We start from the raw sequence: 17,121 nt of genomic DNA on the forward strand, positions 1-17,121 counted from the left end.
CGTGACCGCCGCCGGCGTTTCTCGGTAGAGTGCGCGGATCAAGGACTGTCGGCCCCGCCGGCAAGGCTCAAGGAGCATGCATGCAACCCATCGACCGCGCCCAGGCACAGCAGCGCGCCAACGACATCCTGGTGTTCCAGCGCGAGCTGCAACGCCTCGACCAGGAGCAGGCGTTCCGCCTCGAACCGACCCAGGCCCGGCAACTCGCCGACTATCACCTGGCCCTGCTGGACAGCTACCGCGACCGTTTCGACATCGACCACGACCTGCGCAGCCAGCAACTTTCGCTGGGCATGCGGGTGGCCTCGTTCTTCGGCGCCCTGGCCTTCGCCGCCAGCGTGTTCCTGCTGTTCTATCGCTTCTGGGGCCTGTTCCCTACCGTCGCCCAGGTGGCGATCCTGGTCGGCAGCGCCTTCGTCGCGTTCTTCGCCACACTCTGGGTCCAGGCCAAGGACACCTCTGGCTACTTCAGCAAGCTGGCGGCGATGGTCGCGTTCGCCTGCTTCGTCCTCGACCTGACCATGCTCGGGCAGATATTCAACGTCACCCCCAGCGACCTGGCCCTGGTGCCCTGGGCGCTCTACGCCCTGCTCCTGGCCTACCTGTGCAACGCCCGCCTGCTGCTGGCGGCGGCGATCCTCTGCGTGATGGGTTTCATCGCCGCGCGCGTCGGCACCTGGGGCGGCGGCTACTGGCTGGGCGTAGGCGAGCGACCGGAGAACTTCTTCCCCGCCGCCGCGCTGATCTTCGCCGTGCCGCTGTGCTTCGAGCAGCGCAACTTCAGCGGCTTCGCCGTGATCTACCGGGTGTTCGCCCTGCTCGGCCTGTTCCTGCCGATGCTGGTGCTGGCCAACTGGGGCTCAGGCAGCTACCTGGCGCTGCCGTCGGCGCTCATCGAGGGGCTCTACCAGGTCGCCGGCTTCGTCGCCGCCGCCCTGGTGATCTGGCTCGGCGCGCGACGCAACTGGGCCGACGTGAGCAATACCGGGATCACCTTCTTCGTCATCTTCCTCTACACCAAGTTCTTCGACTGGTGGTGGGAAGCGATGCCGAAGTACCTGTTCTTCCTGGTGCTCGGCCTCAGCGCCTTGCTGATCCTGCTGGTCCTGCGCCGCCTGCGCACGCCCCTGGGCATCGCCGCGAGGACTGACGCATGAATCGCAACCGTCGCAACGCCCTGATCGCCGGCAGCCTCCTGCTGCTGGCGGCGAACCTGGCCGCCCTCGGTGGCGTCGCCTGGAACCGGTCCGGCGAGGCCGAAAGCAAGCTGGTGCTCAGTCAGCGCGAACTCCAGCGCAACTGGTCCTACGGCTTCTGGAGCGAAGAGAACAGTGGCGTCGAACTGCGCCTGGAGCTTCGCTCGCCGAACGGCGAGCCGCCCAATGACCTCGCGCCCCCGCTGCCGCCCGAGCAGATGCGCGCCCTCGGTTTCAGCATCCCGGACGCGCTCGACGAAGAGAGCGTACGGCGCTACCGCCGCCAACAGGAAAAACAGGTGCTACTGGTCCTGGAGCTCGACGGCCCGGCCTATCGCCGCGAAGTACGCCTGGCCGAGGAGCGCCTGGCCGAGGCCCGCGCCCGCAGCAAGGCCCTGCCCAAGGACGAAATGCTGTCCAGCCAGATGGAGGCCGCTCGCCACCAACTGAAGCATGAGCAGGGAGAGGCCAGCCGACTGTTCATCGTCGACACCGGCCTCGACCTGGCCGCCCTGCGCCAGCGCTACCCCGAGCGCCAGCGCTACGCCATCGTCAAGGGCCGGGTGCGTCCCTGGTCCGCGGTCGACGAAGGCAGGACGCTGGTCGGCGGCTACATCAGCCGTACCGACCTCGCCGCGATCAACGTGCCACGACAATGGCACGCGGTATTCGCCAAAGTCGACGGACAAAACTACCGGCTAGCGCCGCTGGAACTGCACCTCAGCTTCGGCCAGCGCCTGGAGCCCTGGATCACCAACGCCGTTCGCCGCTGAAACGCCCCGCCTGGCGCACGATGCTTGCATCCGCGCGCCGGGCCCTGCACCCTGGGCACCCGCCAGCCATCCACCGCGCCATGAACAGCGAAATCGATCCAGGCCGCTGCCCGCTGTGCCAGCAATCCAACCGCTGCACCCTGGCCTATCCCGCTAGCGCCACCCAGGCTTGCTGGTGCTTCACCACGGAGATCGATGCGGCCGTGCTGGAGCGGATTCCCGCCGAGCTGCGCCGCCGCGCCTGCCTCTGCCCACGCTGCGCGCAACTGCTGCCGCCCGACGCCGACGACTGATGCGCCTGGACCGCTTCCTCGCCAACCTGCCCGAACTCAGCCGCCGCGACGCGCAGATGCTGATCGCCGGTGGACACTTGCGCGTGGACGGCCAGGTGGTGCGCGACGGCACCCACGAGGTGCGGGTGTTCAGCCGGGTGGAACTGGACGAGCGGCTGCTCCAGGCTGGCAAGCCGGCGCGCTACTACATGCTGCACAAACCGATGGGCTGCGTCAGCGCCACCCGCGACCCGCAACACCCGACCGTCCTCGACCTGTTCCCGGAAGACCTGCGCGACGACCTGCACATTGGCGGTCGTCTCGACTACAACACCACCGGCCTGATGCTGCTGACCAACGACGGCCAGTGGTCGCGCCGCCTGACCCTGCCGGGCAGCCGGCGCGACAAGGTCTACTACGTGGAAACCGAGGCGCCCATCGACCAACGCTACGTGGATGCCTTCGCCGCCGGCCTCCACTTCCGCTTCGAAGACCTGATCACCCTCCCCGCGCAGCTCGAACCGATCGGCCCACGCTGCGCCCGCCTGACCCTGCACGAAGGCCGCTATCACCAGGTCAAGCGCATGTTCGGCCACTTCGACAACAAGGTGCTGCGCCTGCACCGCGAGCGCATGGGCGATATTTGTCTCGACCCGCAGTTGCCGCCGGGTGCCTGGCGCCCCCTGAATGCTGAAGAAATCTGTTCGGTGTGAAACCCCGCCGCCCGCCGCTTGTCCACCGAAAGAGGCCGGACCGCAGGGGTTTGGCCGGCCGTCGCGAGCGACGCTAAGCTGAATGGCGTCTGTCGGAGCGACAGCCTTTCCCGCATGGAGCAAGAGAAAGCGCCGATGAAAAGATCCCTTGCCGTACTGCTGCTGGCCTTCGCCGTCGGCAGCCTCCACGCGGCGCCCGCCAGCCCAGCGAACGCGCCTTTGCCGCCGGCCGACATCAAGGCGCGGCTGAAGAGCATGAAGCCCGGCGAGTACCTCTGGTACCCGGAGGTTTCCCCGCAGGGACCAGTGACCATCGTGGTCAGCCTTACCGAACAGAAGGCCTACATCTACCGCAACGGTATCGCCATCGGGGTCAGCACCCTCAGCTCCGGCAAGAAGGGCCGGGAGACCCCGACCGGAGTGTTCTCGATCCTGCAAAAGAGCGTCGACCACAAGTCCGACCTCTACAATAGCGCGCCCATGCCCTACATGCAGCGCCTTACCTGGGACGGCATCGCCCTGCACGCCGGCAACCTGCCCGGCTATCCCGCCTCCCACGGCTGCATCCGCCTGCCCATGGCGTTCGCCAAGAAGCTCTACGGCATCACCGGATTCAGCTCCACCACGGTAATCATTTCCAACGCCAGCAGCGCGCCGAAGGAAGTCGACCACCCCGGCCTGCTGGCGCCGACGGTAGCGGACGGGCGACCGGTGACGCTGCCGGTAGAGCCCGGAGAGATCGCCTGGAACGACCCCGGCGCGGAGCGCGGTCCGTTGTCGGTGCTGATCAGCCGCGCCGACCAGCGCGCCTATGTCTACCGCGGCGGCCAGCGCATAGGCACCGCACCGGTGCAGTTGCCGGCACGCCCGCAAACCGGCATGGCAGTGTTCTCGCTGCTGGAAAAGCCGACCCTGGACGAAATCGGCGAGACCTCACCGAACCTGCGCTGGTCGGTGGTCCAGGTGAGCAACCCGGGACAGGGCCTGACACCCTCCGAGCAACTGGGCAAGATCCGCATGGACCCGACCTTCGTCCGCGAAATGCTCGGTGCCATGGACGTCGGCAGTACCCTGGTGATCACCGACTGGGCCTCGACCCGGGACACCCACAGCGACTCCGATTTCACAGTGATCGCCACGGAAACACCGAACAATCCGACGAAATCGCTTAAAAAGTAGTCGGCAAGTTGTTCAAAAATCGAGCACAATGCCTCTCATCCGGTAAAAACCACACTGAACCGATGGGAATACTGCTCGTATGCCAACCTTCCTCCGTGCCGCCCTGCGCAGGCTGAGCCTGGCGGGCGCCACCCTTTGCGCACTGGCCAGCGGGCCGGTGTTCGCCATGCCACTTCCCTCCGCCAAGGACCTTCAGAAACTCGCTCCCCAGGCCAGCCTGCCGACCCTCGAACTGGCCCTCACCGCCTATGCCTGCGCGAGTGCGAGCCAGGGTGACGACAACGGCCTGCTGACGGTGATCGACTACTCGCGGCCGTCGCGCGACAAGCGCCTCTGGGTATTCGACCTGAAGGCCCGCAAGCTGCTCTTCGAAGAGTGGGTGACCCACGGCAAGAACAGCGGCGATGACCTTGCCACCTCCTTCTCCAACCGGCCGAACAGCTACCAGTCGTCGATCGGGCTGTTCCAGACCGGCCAGCTCTATACCGGCAAGCACGGCCAGTCGCTGCGCCTGGTTGGCCTGGAGCCGGGTTTCAACGACAAGAGCGAAGAACGCGCCATCGTCATGCACTCCGCCGCCTACGCCGATCCCAGGGTGGTTCCCGGGCTCGGCCGCCTGGGCCGCAGCCAGGGCTGCCCTGCGGTACGCCCGGCCGTGGCCGCCCGGCTGATCAACACCCTCAAGCGCGGCAGCTACGTGTTCGCCTACTACCCACAGCCGAAGTGGCTGGAAACCTCGCGCTTCCTCGCTCCGCAGAGCTGCGCCGTGGCACGTGCGGCACGCACGTCGGAAGTCATCGCCAGCCTGCTCAAGTGAACCACCGGGGCGGCGGCCGCGCCGCCCCTCTCCTTCCCGGCCCCCCGAAATCGCGGCATCGGCGCTTGCCCGGCGGCATTTCGTCGGATTCCTTCCCTTCTTCCCCCATCCACAAGCGAAACAGGGCTTGCAGCCCGGCACGCCGGCTGCTTAACTGACGCTCACGTTGTGACCGATCGGTCACAAACGACTTCCAAGAAAGCCCGCGTGACTGCCCGCGCTTCGGCGCCGGCCTTTCCTGCCCGGCCAATAGCCGCATCGCCAAGACCCGAAAGGGTTTCTGACGAACTCTATTTGCCTGTAAGTCGTTGAAAATTAAAAGTTTATTAAATCCATCCGAATGACATTCAACTGTCATTGGGAGGCGCTTTCATCTGCCCATGAGCATTTTGTATTCGCCGCGACAAGCAGGTCGCCGCGTTCCCATCGAACGATTCCAGGAGGAAGCGACATGAGGCCGGAAACAGCCATCATCGAGATCCACGGGCAATACAGGATTCACACCGAGTTCTACGGCAACCCCTCGGCGCAGCAGACCATCATCCTGGTCAACGGCTCGCTGTCGACCACAGCGTCCTTCGCCCAGACCGTGAAGTACCTGCAGCCGCATTACAACGTGGTGCTCTACGACCAGCCGTATGCCGGCCAGTCCAAACCCCATAACGAAAACCGCACGCCGATCAGCAAGGAATGCGAGGCCAGGATCCTGCTGGAACTGATCGAACGCTTCCGCGCCGACGTGGTGATGTCGTTCTCGTGGGGCGGCGTCGCCACCCTACTGGCCCTGGCGCAGCGTCCCGGACGGATCCGCAGGGCGGTGGTCAACTCATTCTCGCCTCAGCTCAACCCGGCCATGCTCGACTACCTGCATCGCGGCCTCGACTACCTCGCCGCCTGCGATCGCACCCAGGTCGGCAACCTGGTCAACGAAACCATCGGCCGCTACCTGCCGCAGTTGTTCAAGCGCTACAACTTCCGCCACGTCAGCAGCCTGGACGAGCACGAATACCACCAGATGCACTTCCATATCCGCGAAGTGCTGCGCCTGAACGCCGATAGCTATACCGAGAGCTTCGCCGGTATCGAGATCCCGGTGCTGTTCATGAACGGCGAGCTGGACATCTACACCACGCCCCACGAAGCCCGCCAGTTCGGCCAACTGATCCGCGGCGCGGAATTTCACACCATCCGCAATGCCGGCCACTTCATCGACGTCGAGCACAAGGCCGCCTGGCAACAGACCCAGGACGCCCTGCTGGCCTTCCTCCGCCCGCAGCGCACGCAGCCGCTCAACCCGATCTACCGCCCCCAGCCCAACGGCGCCAGCGTCCCCCTCGCCGCCCTCGCCAGCTAACCGCCACCGCCACGGGGAGCCCCGCTCCCCTGGCGGAAAAACCCAGCGAAATCAACAAAAACCCCGCCCCGGGCTTCACCTGCCGCCGCGCATCTGGTAAAAAGGCGCCCTGGCCGCAAAAGCCGTCCGAGCGGGCGTCGTATAATGGCATTACCTGAGCTTCCCAAGCTCATGACGAGGGTTCGATTCCCTTCGCCCGCTCCAGATCCCAATGCAAAGGCCCCTGACACCAACCAGTGCCAGGGGCTTTCTGTTTTCAGGCTTTACCGCGTAAAGCCCGGGAAAGATCGGAAGCGCCCCATGGATTTCGGCGGAGGCGCAGCCGGAAGGTTCCTCTTCCTTACATCATCAGCGAGTAGGCCCGCTCCAACTGGTCCAGATCGATATCCAGAGGCAGCGGCAGGGGCGCTTCGCCGATGTGCTGCTCGCTGGCGAACTTTCCCTCGGCCAACACACGTGCCGGGTCGTTGAGGGCGAGGAAGTCACCCCCGTCGTATTCCCAGAAGTTCAGCGGTGAGCGGCCGGAATAGGTTTCGTTCCAGCATGCGACGTACGAACGTTCGCCCAGGACTTTCGGACGGCAGGAAACGTAGGGTTCCAGATAGACCTCATGGGTGAGGTACAGGAAGGTGAGGTCATCCACGCGATAGGCCGGCGCTTCGCTGACCTCCTGAGGCTCCTCGTCCAGTTGCGCTTCGGGGTTCGCTCCCGGATCGACCGCTGCGACAGCGGAAAACCCATCCGCCCCCCGGGGTTCTTCCATGGCCATGCCTCCGCCGATGAACAGGGAAGCAACCACGACCAATAACTTCAACATGACGCGCCCTCGCCTGAAAATCGCGTAGATTACGCCGCCAACTTTTCAGGTATGCGATCGGGGTGGCCCGCAACCTTCCGCCCCGCCGCCCGATATCGGGCAATTCCTACACGACGGAAGACGCATCCACCTGGGCCCGCACCCGGCTCGTCTTCTCGCTCAGCGCTCTTTCACGGTGTTCCGCAGCGAATTAGTAATTATCTGTAGGAATAACTCCTCAACAGCCTCGTATCACTTCCGCTCGAGCCGAATCTCGACCAGCTTGCCATCGATGAAGCGCAAGTGTCGGTAGACGCCTCCACTGGGGCCATACACCCAGAATTCGGTGCGTGCGGCATTCAACTTGGGCACGCCGTTGTTGCGCAGGGCAGGCTCGTTGACGATCCTGCTCAGCGGTTGCCCGCACCTTTCCAGGACTTGCTCGACGCTGTCGCCCTCGTCCACCAGATGCGTGCCGCATCTCATCGAGGCGAGGGCAGGAATTGCCAACGAAGACATGAACAGCGTCAGCGCCGTGCGAAACATGGATACCTCCCGCTTCCCCCGATAATGAAAGCGCGGACCGCCGCGGGGCGAGGCGAACTCCCTCACAAAGGCGCAAGCGTCGCACAGCGGCATGGCGACGCAGGCAGTTCCTTGCCGTCGCTTCGCCAGCTTCGTTAGACTGCCGCATCGCAGCACGCTTTCGTGGCTGCGCCCTCCCCGATCCGAGGCTTGCATGTTGGAGATAGTAGTCATCCGATAACCGCCACTTCGTCATCCCGCACGAGGTGTCGCCGGTTATCTGCCTTCGCCATGGCTCGCACGCGCCTTTTCGCGCAGTGCGGCCGCGTTGTCACACCGATGATTACAGGTTCTACCGACATGAACGTTTCCAAGCCGGAACAACGGACGCTTCACGCCTTGGCCCAGGGCGGCCATATCGCCTTCCTTCGCGACGCTTCGGGCAAGATCACCCGCGTCGAGTGCTACAACCGCGACGGCCACCTGCTGCTCGACTGCACCCTGGCGGTGTTCTCCAGGCTGAAGAACAAGGGCCTGGTCCACTCCCGCCAGGGCAGGCCCTACCGGATATCCATGGCCGGGCTGAAAGCCGTGCGCCCGCAGGCGGACAATCGCTGACCCCCTTTCTTTTCCATTGCCCTCGCCGGGACAAGGCGGGGGTTCCGAGGAGTGCTTGCATGAATATTTCCATCCGTGCGGAAACGCCCGGCGACATCGACGCCATCGCTCGCCTGACCGAAGCCGCGTTCCGCAACGAAACGCACAGCAGCCATACCGAGCAGTACATCATCGACGCCCTGCGCCGTGCCGGCGCGCTGACGTTTTCGCTGGTGGCCGAAGCGAACGGCCAGGTGATCGGCCATATCGCAGCCTCGCCAGTGACCATCGATGGCGAAGCGGGCGACTGGTACGGCCTCGCGCCGCTATCGGTGGCGCCCGAGCGGCAGCACCAGGGCCTCGGTTCGCAGTTGGTCCGGCGCCTGCTCGCCGAGCTGCGCATGCTGCCCGCGGGCGGCTGCGTGGTACTGGGCGAACCGACCTACTACTCGCGCTTCGGCTTTCGGGTGGAAAGCGGCCTGGCGTTGCTCGGCGTTCCCGCCGAATACTTCCAGGCACAGTCCTTCAGCGGGCGCATGGCGCGAGGAATAGTGGCCTTCCACGCCGCATTCGACGCCAGCGGCTGAGCCGGAACGACAGCAGCCGCTATGTCGCCCGCTGGTCGCGGGCTCAATCGAACTGGGTGCCCTTCTGGATCAGTTCCACCTTGTAGCCGTCCGGGTCTTCGAGGAAGGCGATCACGCTGCGTCCGTGCTGCATCGGCCCGGCCTCGCGGGTGACCCGATAGCCCAGCGCCCTGGCCCGGGCGCAGGTGACGGCGGCATCCTCGACCTCGATGGCCAGGTGGCCGTAGCCGTCGCCCTGGCTGTAGCCGTCCCGGTCCCAGTTGTGGGTCAACTCCAGGGCAGCGGCCGCGCGCTCGTCCTGGTAGCCGACGAAGGCCAGGGTGAAGCGGCCTTCGGGATAGTCCCGGCGCCGTAGCAGACGCATGTCCAGGGCGCGGGTGTAGAACTCCAGCGCGGCCTCAAGATCGGCCACGCGGAGCATGCTGTGCAGGATTCGCATGGAAATTCTCCGTGGAGTCCGGCGGCGAGCCGCCGGAGCGGGAATCAACCCTCGACGCGGTAGCCCTTGAACAGGAAAAGCGGACCGAAGGCATAGCTGTCGATCAGTTCATAGAAGCGCGCGATGGTTTCGTTGCGGCAATGCTGGAGGAACGCCGCCTCGTCTTCGTACACCTCGTCGAGGTAGAAGCGGTTGCGGTTGTTCTCGTCGCGGATCACCTCGAAGCGCAGGGTGCCCGGCTCGTTCTGCAACGAGCCATTGGCATCGAACAGGCCTGCCGCGGCGAACGCTTCGCGCTTGTCGGAGGGAACGTCGAACTGAACCAGTACGTGGTAGGTCATGGAATCTTTCCTCGTGAAATGGGGTTGGAAGCGATCGCGAGGTCCATGCTAGGGTGGCCTTCCACTCATTAAAAGTAATCAATAATCAGCAAAGCACTCACTTAAAGAGAATGATGTGAAACTCTCCCAACTCGGATTCTTCTGCGCGGTGGTCGAACGCGGCACCATCGCAGCCGCGGCCGAACAGTTGCATTGCGTGCCGTCGAACATCACTACCCGCTTGCGCGAACTCGAAGGACAACTCGGCGTAGCCCTGTTCAATCGCGAAAGGAACCGCCTGCTGGTCACCCCCGAGGGCCGCCTGTTGTACCGCCACGCCCGGCGCCTGCTGGCGCTGGCCGACGAGACCGCCGCGCTGTTCGCCGGCGACCAGGCGCACGGCGCGCTACGGGTCGGCGCGCTGGACGTGGCCCTGGCCAATCACCTGCCCCAGCGCCTGGCCCGCTACCGCCGCGAGTCGCCGGGCGTTGAACTGCACATCCGCCCGGAGCATTCGCTGCTGCTCGAGCGTCTGCTGATGGAAGGAGAGCTGGACCTGATCGTCACCGACGGCCCCATCGAACACCCGTTGCTGGCCAGCCGCCTGGCCTTCCGCGAGCGCCTGTTGCGGGTCACTCCCGCCGACCTGCCGGCGCCCACTCCCGAGGACCTCGCCGGCCTCGAACTCTATGTGTTCGGCCACACTTGCCACTACCGCCGCCAGGTCGACCGCTGGCTGGCGGAGAGCGGTATCCAGCCGCGTGCGACCCTGGAAATCGAGTCCTACCCGAGCCTCTTCGCCTGCATCGAGGCCGGTCTCGGCTTCGCCTGCGTGCCGGAGAGCTGCGTTGCACGCATGCCCTCCACGCGACGGGGTTTCCATGCCGAACCGGTAGCCGGCCTGGACTCCAGCGATATCCATTTCGTCTGGCGCAAACAGCAAGCCTCGCCGCTGATCCAGGGCTTCATCGACAGCATCGGCGCCGACTGACGCCAACGAACGATGCCGCAACACAAACGCACTCGGAAAAATCGGTAACAGCGGAACCACTGCACAGACCAGAGAAAAAGCCGCCACCAACCAGGCCTGGCGGCGACACCGGAAGTACCCTCGGCGGCCGATTGCCGAGCCGATCTCCTACCTGCCCCCTGGGTTTTCCGACGAAAGACCTTGATTCGTGGGAGGAAGGGTCGTCTCCGCTAGATACCCCTCAACCCTGCGTGCGGGCTCCATGCCCGAGCGCCTTGGCGAGATTTGCCCATAGAGCCATCACTTATGACTGCGACAGACAGAACGCCCCCGCCATTGAAATGGCTCTGCCTCGGCAACCGTGATGCGAACGACGGATTCGAGCTCTTCGCCCATGGCATCTATGCGAGGAACGGCGCGTTGGTCGGCAGCAAGCTCTCCCTGCGCGAACGGCGCCAGCGCGTCGACCTGTCGGCCTTCCTTTCCGGCGCACCGCCGCTGCTTGCTGAGGCGGCGGTCAAGCACCTGCTGGCGCGCCTCCTGTGCGTGCACCGGCACAACACCGACCTCGAACTGCTCGGCAAGAACTTCATTCCCCTGCATGCCAGCAGCCTGGGCAACGCCGGGGTCTGCGAGCGGATCCTGGCCTCGGCCAGGCAATTGCAGCAGCACCAGGTCGAACTCTGCCTGCTGCTGGCCATCGACGAGCAGGAACCCGCCTCGGCGGAGTACCTGGCGTCCCTCGCCCGGCTACGCGACAGCGGCGTGCGCATCGCGCTGCACCCGCAACGCATCGATACCGACGCTCGCCAGTGCTTCGCCGAGGTCGACGCCGGCCTCTGCGATTACCTGGGCCTGGACGCGCGCCTGCTTGCCCCCGGCCCGCTGACGCGTAACCTGCGCCAGCGCAAGAGCATCGAGTACCTGAACCGGCTGCTGGTGGCACAGGACATCCAGATGCTTTGCCTCAACGTCGACAATGAGGAACTGCACCAACAAGCCAACGCACTCCCCTTCGCCTTCCGTCACGGCAGGCACTATTCGGAGCCTTTCCAGGCCTGGCCGTTCAGCAGTCCGGCCTGCTGAACGCCGATGCGGCTGCCAGCCGTCACGCCAGGCTGGCCCGCTATCCCGCCAGGCGCTACCCTTGGCGGTTTCGACGGACAGGGACGACGGTCATGGGCAACTATTTCGAGAGCCCCTTCAGGGGCAAGCTGCTCTCGGAACAGGTCAGCAACCCAAACATTCGGGTGGGGCGCTACAGCTACTACTCCGGCTACTATCACGGGCATTCCTTCGACGACTGCGCCCGCTACCTGATGCCGGACCGCGACGACGTGGACAAGCTGGTCATCGGCAGTTTCTGTTCGATCGGCAGTGGCGCCGCCTTCATCATGGCCGGCAACCAGGGACACCGCGCCGAATGGGCATCGACCTTCCCCTTCCACTTCATGCACGAAGAGCCTGCCTTCGCCGGCGCCGTGAACGGCTATCAGCCAGCGGGCGACACGCTGATCGGCCATGAAGTCTGGATCGGTACCGAGGCGATGTTCATGCCCGGCGTACGGGTCGGCCACGGAGCCATCATCGGCAGCCGCGCGCTGGTGACCGGCGATGTCGAGCCCTATGCCATCGTCGGCGGTAACCCGGCCCGGACCATTCGTAAGCGCTTTTCCGATGGCGATATCCAGAACCTGCTGGAAATGGCCTGGTGGGACTGGCCACTGGCCGATATCGAGGCAGCCATGCCACTGCTGTGTACTGGGGATATCCCCGCCTTGTACCAGCACTGGAAACAGCGCCAGGCCTCGGCCTGACGGTTGGACGAAGGAGGTCGAGGATTTTTCTCGGGCCCGATGGCCTACCCTCTATGCTTCCAACGGTGTACTGTCGCGATGCCTGGCCATCCAGGCATGCGTGCCAGAGCCACTCCAGCGACCGTACCGGCGGAACGAAACGCTGTGTTTCCGCCAGCCCGTGCCGAGCAACGATTGCCGGAACGATCGCAGGACTTCATGACCGGCGGCCTCCTGGAACGGCTACCGGGCAAGACGAGTGACAAGAACGACACATGATTGAAGAAGCCACTTCCAGCAAGCACTCAGGCACGACGGACGCCCCGCTGGTATCCGTCGTAGCGCCCTGCTTCAACGCGGAAAAGTACCTGGAAGAAGCCCTGCGCAGCATCTACGAGCAGGACTACCCGAATTTCGAAGTGATCATCGTCGACGACGGTTCCACCGACAACAGCTACGCCATGCTGGAGCAGTTGCAGAAAGTCCACGGTTTCCAGCTCTACCGCCAGCAGAACCAGGGCGTCAGCGCAGCGCTGAACTTCGGCCTGCGACACGCCCGCGGCGACTACGTAGCCACGCCGGACCTGGACGACATCATGCTGCCACACTCGTTGAGCGTGCGCGCCGCGTACCTCGACCAGCACTCGGAAGTCGGCTGCGTCGGCGCCCTGGTGATCTACATCGACAGCGAAGGCCAGGAAACCAAGCGGCAGAACGGCAATCGCATCCGCCAGCTGGACTTCGACTACCTGCTCGGCAACGCCTACGTTTGCGGCGCCCCGGTGTCCCTGTACCGCATGGAGGCCCTGCGCGCAGCCGGCTTCTACGATCCCGAGATCAAGGTGCAGGACTTCCAGATGACCCTGCGCATCGCCAGCCAGGGCTACCAGATCCACAAGCTGCCGGTGCTGGTCACTCGCTACCGGCGCCACCCCGACAACCTGTCGCGGCGCTACAAGGTGCTGCTCGATGCCGACCTGCGCACCATCGAGCCCTACCAGTCGCATCCCGCCTACGAGCGCGGCCGCACGGAACTGGTCAACAAGGCCCTGAAATACGCCGTGGTCGCGGACAAGCGGCATGCCTGGCAACTGCTCCGCTCGCTGCCGCTGCGGCAGTGGAACCGCACCACCTTCCGCCGGTTGAAGCGCTTCCTTCTCCATCACGAGACCACCTGAGCCCCGCGGACTCCAAGGTGGCAAGGTAATTCGATGAAATTCCTGGAAAAACTGAAAAAACGCAAAGAGCGGAAGTACTTCCGTGGCTGGGAAAAGATCTTCAAGGCCCCGGAGAAGATCCGTCTTGCCTACCCACATTACGAGGTCGGCGTGGGCACCTACGGGATCCCGGAGGTCACCGAGTTCGGCGACAAGGCCACCCTAAGGATCGGCGCCTACACCTCGATCGCTGCCGGCGTGAAGATCCTCCTCGGCGGCGAGCACCATACCGACTGGCTCACCACCTACCCCTTCCCGAAGATGATCGATGAGGTCGCCGACATCCCTGACAGCACCACGACCCGCGGCGACGTGGTCATCGGTAGCGACTGTTGGATCTGCACGAACGCGCTGATCCTCTCCGGGGTCACCATCGGGCATGGTGCGGTAGTCGCCGCCGGCGCGGTGGTGACCCGCGACGTGCCGCCATTCGCCATCGTCGGCGGCAACCCGGCCCGGCAGATCCGCTGGCGCTTCGAGGAAGACATCCGCGAAGCCCTGCTGGCTTCGTCCTGGTGGGACTGGCCGGTGGACGAGGTGAAGCAGGTCGCCCGGACCCTGTGCAGTACCGACATGACAGCCTTCCTGCGCTACATCGAGCAACGCAAGGGCTGATTCCCCGGCGGGAACGATCGCCGGTCATGGGCTATACCTCCCCGATACACCTTGGTTTCGAATCGCCGCCCGACAACGGGTAGGCCGGCCGCTTGACGCCCGCGGCCGTTCTTCGAGGGAGCTTGAATGACCGCGCTGCACGACCTTCCGGGAACCCGCCTGCTGGCACTGTTCGCCCGCCGGGAACTCTCGCCCAGCGAGTACTACGAGCATCTGCTGGCCCACATCCAGCGCTGGGAACCGCATCTCAACGCGCTGTATCGCTTCGACCCGCAACGGATTCGCGAACAGGCCGCGGCGGCCACCGAGCGTTGGCGCAAGGGACAGCCCAAAGGCCCGCTGGACGGGCTGCCGGTAACCATCAAGGAGCTGATCGCGACCGCTGGCGAACCTATCCCATTGGGCAGCGCCGCCACCGCCCTGCAACCCGCGACCTGCGACGCGCCGCCGGCCGCTCGGCTGCGCGAAGCCGGCGCGATCGTCCTGGCCAAGACTACGGTTCCGGACTTCGGCATGCTCTCATCCGGCCTCTCCAGCTTCCACGGAGTCACCCGCAATCCCTGGAACCTGGCCAACAATACCGGCGGCTCCAGTTCGGGCGCGGCAGCGGCGGCCGCCGCCGGCTACGGACCGCTGCACCTGGGCACCGACATCGGCGGCTCGGTGCGTCTGCCGGCGGGCTGGTGCGGCCTGGTGGGCTTCAAGCCAAGCCTCGGGCGGATCCCCATCGACCCTTACTACACCGGTCGCTGCGCCGGTCCGATGACCCGCTGCATGGACGACTGCCTGCTGCTGATGCGCTACCTCGCGCAGCCCGACGCCCGCGACGCCACCAGCCTGCCGCCGGAAGTGCTGGACTGGAGCGCCGAGCCGCTGTCGGTGCGCGGCCTGAGGGTCGGCCTGCAACTCGACCCCGGCTGCGGCCTGCAGCCCGACGCGGAAATCCGCGCCGCGATCGAGGCCGCGGCGCGGCTGTTCGAGGAGCACGGCGCCCAGCTCAGGATCGTCGAACCGCTGATGGACCGGAGCCTGCTCGACGGCCTGAACGACTTCTGGCGCGCCCGCCTGTGGAGCGAACTGCTGCTCCTCGACGAGACGCGGCGGGCCAGGGTGCTGCCCTATGTCCACGCCTGGGCCGAGGGCGGCGCACGGGTCAGCGGGGTCGATGCGGTGCGCGGTTTCAACCAGACCTTCGAGATGCGCCGGCGCGCCGCCCGGCTGTTCGGCGAGATCGACCTGCTGCTGACGCCGACCAACCAGGTCGAGGCCTTCCCCGCCGACTGGGCCTCGCCGCTGAACGATCCGCAGCGGCCGTTCGAGCACATCGTCTTCACCGTGCCGTGGAATATGGGCGAACAGCCCGCGCTCTCGATAAACTGCGGCTTCACGGCCGCCGGCATGCCGATCGGCCTGCAACTGGTCGCGCCGCGCTTCGCCGATACCTGGCTGTTGCGCATCGGCAAGACCTACGAAGGCTGGCGCGGTCCGATCCACGGCTGGCCACGGCCGCCGGCTGACTGAAGCCGGCAGCCGCTCGTCGCTCGGCTCCAGGCCTGAGTGTTTCAGTCGTCACTCCGAGAGGGCCTTCGCCATGCGCTCCCCCACCCGTCCCCCGGCGGCCGCCGAACCGGCCAGCCGCCGCAGCGTCTTTGCCGTGGTCCTCGGCAACGCCGTGGAATTCTTCGACTTCGGGGTCTATGCCACCTTCGCGGTGATGATCGGACGGACTTTCTTCCCCTCCGACAGCGCCTTCGTCAGCCTGCTCCTGTCGGTCACCGCGTTCGGCGTCGGCTTCGTCATCCGCCCCCTCGGCGCGATCCTTATCGGCGCCTACGCCGACCGCGCCGGGCGCAAGCCGGCGATGCTCCTTACCCTGTTCCTGATGGCGCTGGGCACCGGCGGCATCGCGGTGCTCCCCGGCTACGACAGCATCGGCCCGGCCGCGCCGCTGCTGCTGGTGTTGACCCGCCTGCTGCAAGGCCTGGCCTGGGGCGGCGAGGCCGGGCCGGCGACCACCTACATCCTCGAGGCGGCACCGCCGCACAAGCGCGGCACCTACGCCTGCTGGCAGGTCGTGGCGCAAGGCATCGCGGCGGTCGCCGCCGGGCTGATGGGCTACCTGCTCACCCTCTGGCTCGACGAGCGCCAACTGCAGGAATGGGGCTGGCGGATTCCCTTCGCGGCCGGCCTGCTGGTCCTGCCGATCGGCCTGTACATCCGCCTCAACCTGGCCGAGACCTTTTCCGGACGCGGCCGCCAGGCCAGCACCCGGAGCCTGCTCGGCGAGTTGTTCGGCAATCATCGGCGGGCCCTGCTGCTCGGCCTGCTGATCCTCTCCGGAAGCACCATCACCCAGTACTTCCTCAACTACATGACCACCTTCGCCCTTACCGAGCTACACCTGCCGGCGGGCATCGCGATGCTCTCGACGCTGGTCGCCGGCGCCGCACTGGCGCTCTCGGCGTTGCTCGGCGGCGTGCTCTGCGACCGCTACGGGCGCCGCGCCGTGCTGATCCTGCCGCGCCTGGCGCTGCTCGCGGTGCTGTTCCCGGCACTGCAGGCAATGACCCGTCACCCCGAGCCGGCAGTCTTCCTCGCCGTCCTCGCCCTGCTCTCGGCCCTGCATGGCATGAGCGGCGCGGCGCTGATCGTGCTGCTGGTAGAAAGCTTCCCCCGGGCGCTGCGCTCCACCGGTTTTTCCCTGGTCTATGCGACCGGCGTCGCCGCGTTCGGCGGCACCGCGCAGATCGTGGTGACCTGGCTGATCGGCGTCACCGGCAATCCGCTGTCGCCGCTGGGCTACCTGCTGCTGGCCAACCTGGTCTGCCTGGTTGGGGCCTGGCTGGCCCGCGAGACCTGGCCGGGTCGCGGGGACATGGGAGGCGCGCCGCTGGTGCTGCGCGACTGAGAACTTGCGCGGTTCGTTCAAGCGCCGCCGGCCTGTCGCGGGCGACG

Annotated in this window: 20 protein-coding genes and 1 tRNA gene; 17 read left to right on the plus strand and 4 right to left on the minus strand. The window is 65.8% G+C overall.

Going from position 1 to position 17,121, the window contains the following annotated elements:
• The first annotated feature begins 80 nt into the window (after positions 1 to 80).
• The 8 genes from M6E97_RS20140 to M6E97_RS20175 all read left to right on the plus strand — a co-directional run bounded on the left by M6E97_RS20140 (position 81) and on the right by M6E97_RS20175 (position 6,508).
• Positions 81 to 1,157 (plus strand): DUF2157 domain-containing protein, encoded by a 1,077-nt coding sequence (locus M6E97_RS20140; protein WP_009315241.1) that lies wholly within the window; start codon positions 81 to 83, stop codon positions 1,155 to 1,157.
• Positions 1,154 to 1,969 carry a DUF4824 family protein gene (locus M6E97_RS20145; RefSeq protein ID WP_033939058.1) on the plus strand — a complete coding sequence of 272 codons (816 nt, stop codon included), beginning with the start codon at positions 1,154 to 1,156 and terminating at the stop codon, positions 1,967 to 1,969. Before M6E97_RS20140 ends, M6E97_RS20145 begins: the two co-directional genes overlap by 4 nt.
• Before the next feature lie 80 nt (positions 1,970 to 2,049).
• Positions 2,050 to 2,262: a cysteine-rich CWC family protein gene (locus M6E97_RS20150; RefSeq protein WP_003098360.1), complete on the plus strand. Its 213-nt coding sequence runs from the start codon at positions 2,050 to 2,052 to the stop codon at positions 2,260 to 2,262.
• Positions 2,262 to 2,954, plus strand: coding sequence for a pseudouridine synthase (locus tag M6E97_RS20155; protein WP_023464303.1), 693 nt, complete (start codon positions 2,262 to 2,264; stop codon positions 2,952 to 2,954). The genes M6E97_RS20150 and M6E97_RS20155 overlap by 1 nt, the downstream gene beginning before the upstream one ends.
• A gap of 135 nt (positions 2,955 to 3,089) precedes the next feature.
• Positions 3,090 to 4,133 carry a L,D-transpeptidase gene (locus M6E97_RS20160; RefSeq protein ID WP_003110811.1) on the plus strand — a complete coding sequence of 348 codons (1,044 nt, stop codon included), beginning with the start codon at positions 3,090 to 3,092 and terminating at the stop codon, positions 4,131 to 4,133.
• A 79-nt stretch (positions 4,134 to 4,212) separates the two neighbouring features.
• Entirely contained in the window at positions 4,213 to 4,950 is a 738-nt protein-coding gene (locus M6E97_RS20165) for a murein L,D-transpeptidase catalytic domain family protein (protein ID WP_009315238.1), read from the plus strand.
• Between the two features lie 451 nt (positions 4,951 to 5,401).
• On the plus strand, positions 5,402 to 6,304 hold the full coding sequence (gene phaG / locus M6E97_RS20170; protein WP_003085447.1) for a (R)-3-hydroxydecanoyl-ACP:CoA transacylase: 903 nt from the start codon (positions 5,402 to 5,404) through the stop codon (positions 6,302 to 6,304).
• A gap of 130 nt (positions 6,305 to 6,434) precedes the next feature.
• Positions 6,435 to 6,508 (plus strand) — tRNA-Gly (locus M6E97_RS20175).
• A gap of 136 nt (positions 6,509 to 6,644) precedes the next feature.
• Here M6E97_RS20175 and M6E97_RS20180 read toward each other — a convergent pair.
• Positions 6,645 to 7,121 carry a hypothetical protein gene (locus M6E97_RS20180; protein WP_003085438.1) on the minus strand — a complete coding sequence of 159 codons (477 nt, stop codon included), beginning with the start codon at positions 7,119 to 7,121 and terminating at the stop codon, positions 6,645 to 6,647.
• 231 nt (positions 7,122 to 7,352) lie between these two features.
• The gene (locus M6E97_RS20185) at positions 7,353 to 7,646 is read right to left on the minus strand and encodes a DUF2845 domain-containing protein (protein ID WP_003085435.1); all 294 of its coding nucleotides are present in this window, start codon (positions 7,644 to 7,646) and stop codon (positions 7,353 to 7,355) included.
• 339 nt (positions 7,647 to 7,985) lie between these two features.
• On the opposite strand from M6E97_RS20185, the gene M6E97_RS20190 reads away from it, so the two are divergent.
• Together M6E97_RS20190 and M6E97_RS20195 are read left to right on the plus strand one after the other, a co-directional pair.
• On the plus strand, positions 7,986 to 8,243 hold the full coding sequence (locus tag M6E97_RS20190) for a YjhX family toxin (RefSeq protein ID WP_003085431.1): 258 nt from the start codon (positions 7,986 to 7,988) through the stop codon (positions 8,241 to 8,243).
• A 59-nt stretch (positions 8,244 to 8,302) separates the two neighbouring features.
• Positions 8,303 to 8,809, plus strand: coding sequence for a GNAT family N-acetyltransferase (locus M6E97_RS20195; RefSeq protein WP_003085428.1), 507 nt, complete (start codon positions 8,303 to 8,305; stop codon positions 8,807 to 8,809).
• Positions 8,810 to 8,852: 43 nt separating this feature from the next.
• Here the strand turns inward: M6E97_RS20195 and gloA are convergent, their stop codons facing one another.
• Together gloA and M6E97_RS20205 are read right to left on the minus strand one after the other, a co-directional pair.
• A complete protein-coding gene (gloA, locus tag M6E97_RS20200) occupies positions 8,853 to 9,248 on the minus strand; it encodes a lactoylglutathione lyase (protein WP_019485089.1) in 396 nt (131 codons plus the stop codon).
• Positions 9,249 to 9,292: 44 nt separating this feature from the next.
• Positions 9,293 to 9,589, minus strand: a complete 297-nt coding sequence (locus M6E97_RS20205; protein WP_003085421.1) for a putative quinol monooxygenase — start codon at positions 9,587 to 9,589, stop codon at positions 9,293 to 9,295.
• A gap of 115 nt (positions 9,590 to 9,704) precedes the next feature.
• On the opposite strand from M6E97_RS20205, the gene M6E97_RS20210 reads away from it, so the two are divergent.
• From M6E97_RS20210 to M6E97_RS20240, 7 genes are all read left to right on the plus strand, one after another.
• Positions 9,705 to 10,559 (plus strand): LysR family transcriptional regulator, encoded by an 855-nt coding sequence (locus M6E97_RS20210; protein WP_031636593.1) that lies wholly within the window; start codon positions 9,705 to 9,707, stop codon positions 10,557 to 10,559.
• Between the two features lie 285 nt (positions 10,560 to 10,844).
• Entirely contained in the window at positions 10,845 to 11,624 is a 780-nt protein-coding gene (gene toxR, locus M6E97_RS20215) for a toxA transcriptional regulator ToxR (RefSeq protein WP_003120800.1), read from the plus strand.
• Between the two features lie 92 nt (positions 11,625 to 11,716).
• A complete protein-coding gene (gene catB, locus M6E97_RS20220; RefSeq protein WP_019485091.1) occupies positions 11,717 to 12,355 on the plus strand; it encodes a type B chloramphenicol O-acetyltransferase in 639 nt (212 codons plus the stop codon).
• A gap of 254 nt (positions 12,356 to 12,609) precedes the next feature.
• Positions 12,610 to 13,512: an alpha-1,6-rhamnosyltransferase gene (gene migA, locus M6E97_RS20225; RefSeq protein WP_003085404.1), complete on the plus strand. Its 903-nt coding sequence runs from the start codon at positions 12,610 to 12,612 to the stop codon at positions 13,510 to 13,512.
• Between the two features lie 33 nt (positions 13,513 to 13,545).
• Positions 13,546 to 14,166 carry a CatB-related O-acetyltransferase gene (locus M6E97_RS20230; RefSeq protein WP_003085401.1) on the plus strand — a complete coding sequence of 207 codons (621 nt, stop codon included), beginning with the start codon at positions 13,546 to 13,548 and terminating at the stop codon, positions 14,164 to 14,166.
• A 126-nt stretch (positions 14,167 to 14,292) separates the two neighbouring features.
• Positions 14,293 to 15,687 carry an amidase gene (locus M6E97_RS20235; protein ID WP_003085396.1) on the plus strand — a complete coding sequence of 465 codons (1,395 nt, stop codon included), beginning with the start codon at positions 14,293 to 14,295 and terminating at the stop codon, positions 15,685 to 15,687.
• 70 nt (positions 15,688 to 15,757) lie between these two features.
• Positions 15,758 to 17,074, plus strand: coding sequence for an MFS transporter (locus M6E97_RS20240; protein ID WP_031686510.1), 1,317 nt, complete (start codon positions 15,758 to 15,760; stop codon positions 17,072 to 17,074).
• Positions 17,075 to 17,121: the final 47 nt, after the last annotated feature.

Source organism: Pseudomonas sp. B111 (genome assembly GCF_026428275.1).
GTDB lineage: Bacteria > Pseudomonadota > Gammaproteobacteria > Pseudomonadales > Pseudomonadaceae > Pseudomonas > Pseudomonas aeruginosa.

Excerpts from the sequence above, each read along its gene's own strand:
- M6E97_RS20140 (WP_009315241.1), top strand. The coding sequence starts at position 81 with ATGCAACCCATCGACCGCGCCCAGGCACAGCAGCGCGCCAACGACATC.
- M6E97_RS20145 (WP_033939058.1), top strand. The coding sequence starts at position 1,154 with ATGAATCGCAACCGTCGCAACGCCCTGATCGCCGGCAGCCTCCTGCTG.
- M6E97_RS20150 (WP_003098360.1), top strand. The coding sequence starts at position 2,050 with ATGAACAGCGAAATCGATCCAGGCCGCTGCCCGCTGTGCCAGCAATCC.
- M6E97_RS20155 (WP_023464303.1), top strand. The coding sequence starts at position 2,262 with ATGCGCCTGGACCGCTTCCTCGCCAACCTGCCCGAACTCAGCCGCCGC.
- M6E97_RS20160 (WP_003110811.1), top strand. The coding sequence starts at position 3,090 with ATGAAAAGATCCCTTGCCGTACTGCTGCTGGCCTTCGCCGTCGGCAGC.
- M6E97_RS20165 (WP_009315238.1), top strand. The coding sequence starts at position 4,213 with ATGCCAACCTTCCTCCGTGCCGCCCTGCGCAGGCTGAGCCTGGCGGGC.
- phaG (WP_003085447.1), top strand. The coding sequence starts at position 5,402 with ATGAGGCCGGAAACAGCCATCATCGAGATCCACGGGCAATACAGGATT.
- M6E97_RS20180 (WP_003085438.1), bottom strand. The coding sequence starts at position 7,121 with ATGTTGAAGTTATTGGTCGTGGTTGCTTCCCTGTTCATCGGCGGAGGC.
- M6E97_RS20185 (WP_003085435.1), bottom strand. The coding sequence starts at position 7,646 with ATGTTTCGCACGGCGCTGACGCTGTTCATGTCTTCGTTGGCAATTCCT.
- M6E97_RS20190 (WP_003085431.1), top strand. The coding sequence starts at position 7,986 with ATGAACGTTTCCAAGCCGGAACAACGGACGCTTCACGCCTTGGCCCAG.
- M6E97_RS20195 (WP_003085428.1), top strand. The coding sequence starts at position 8,303 with ATGAATATTTCCATCCGTGCGGAAACGCCCGGCGACATCGACGCCATC.
- gloA (WP_019485089.1), bottom strand. The coding sequence starts at position 9,248 with ATGCGAATCCTGCACAGCATGCTCCGCGTGGCCGATCTTGAGGCCGCG.
- M6E97_RS20205 (WP_003085421.1), bottom strand. The coding sequence starts at position 9,589 with ATGACCTACCACGTACTGGTTCAGTTCGACGTTCCCTCCGACAAGCGC.
- toxR (WP_003120800.1), top strand. The coding sequence starts at position 10,845 with ATGACTGCGACAGACAGAACGCCCCCGCCATTGAAATGGCTCTGCCTC.
- catB (WP_019485091.1), top strand. The coding sequence starts at position 11,717 with ATGGGCAACTATTTCGAGAGCCCCTTCAGGGGCAAGCTGCTCTCGGAA.
- migA (WP_003085404.1), top strand. The coding sequence starts at position 12,610 with ATGATTGAAGAAGCCACTTCCAGCAAGCACTCAGGCACGACGGACGCC.
- M6E97_RS20230 (WP_003085401.1), top strand. The coding sequence starts at position 13,546 with ATGAAATTCCTGGAAAAACTGAAAAAACGCAAAGAGCGGAAGTACTTC.
- M6E97_RS20235 (WP_003085396.1), top strand. The coding sequence starts at position 14,293 with ATGACCGCGCTGCACGACCTTCCGGGAACCCGCCTGCTGGCACTGTTC.
- M6E97_RS20240 (WP_031686510.1), top strand. The coding sequence starts at position 15,758 with ATGCGCTCCCCCACCCGTCCCCCGGCGGCCGCCGAACCGGCCAGCCGC.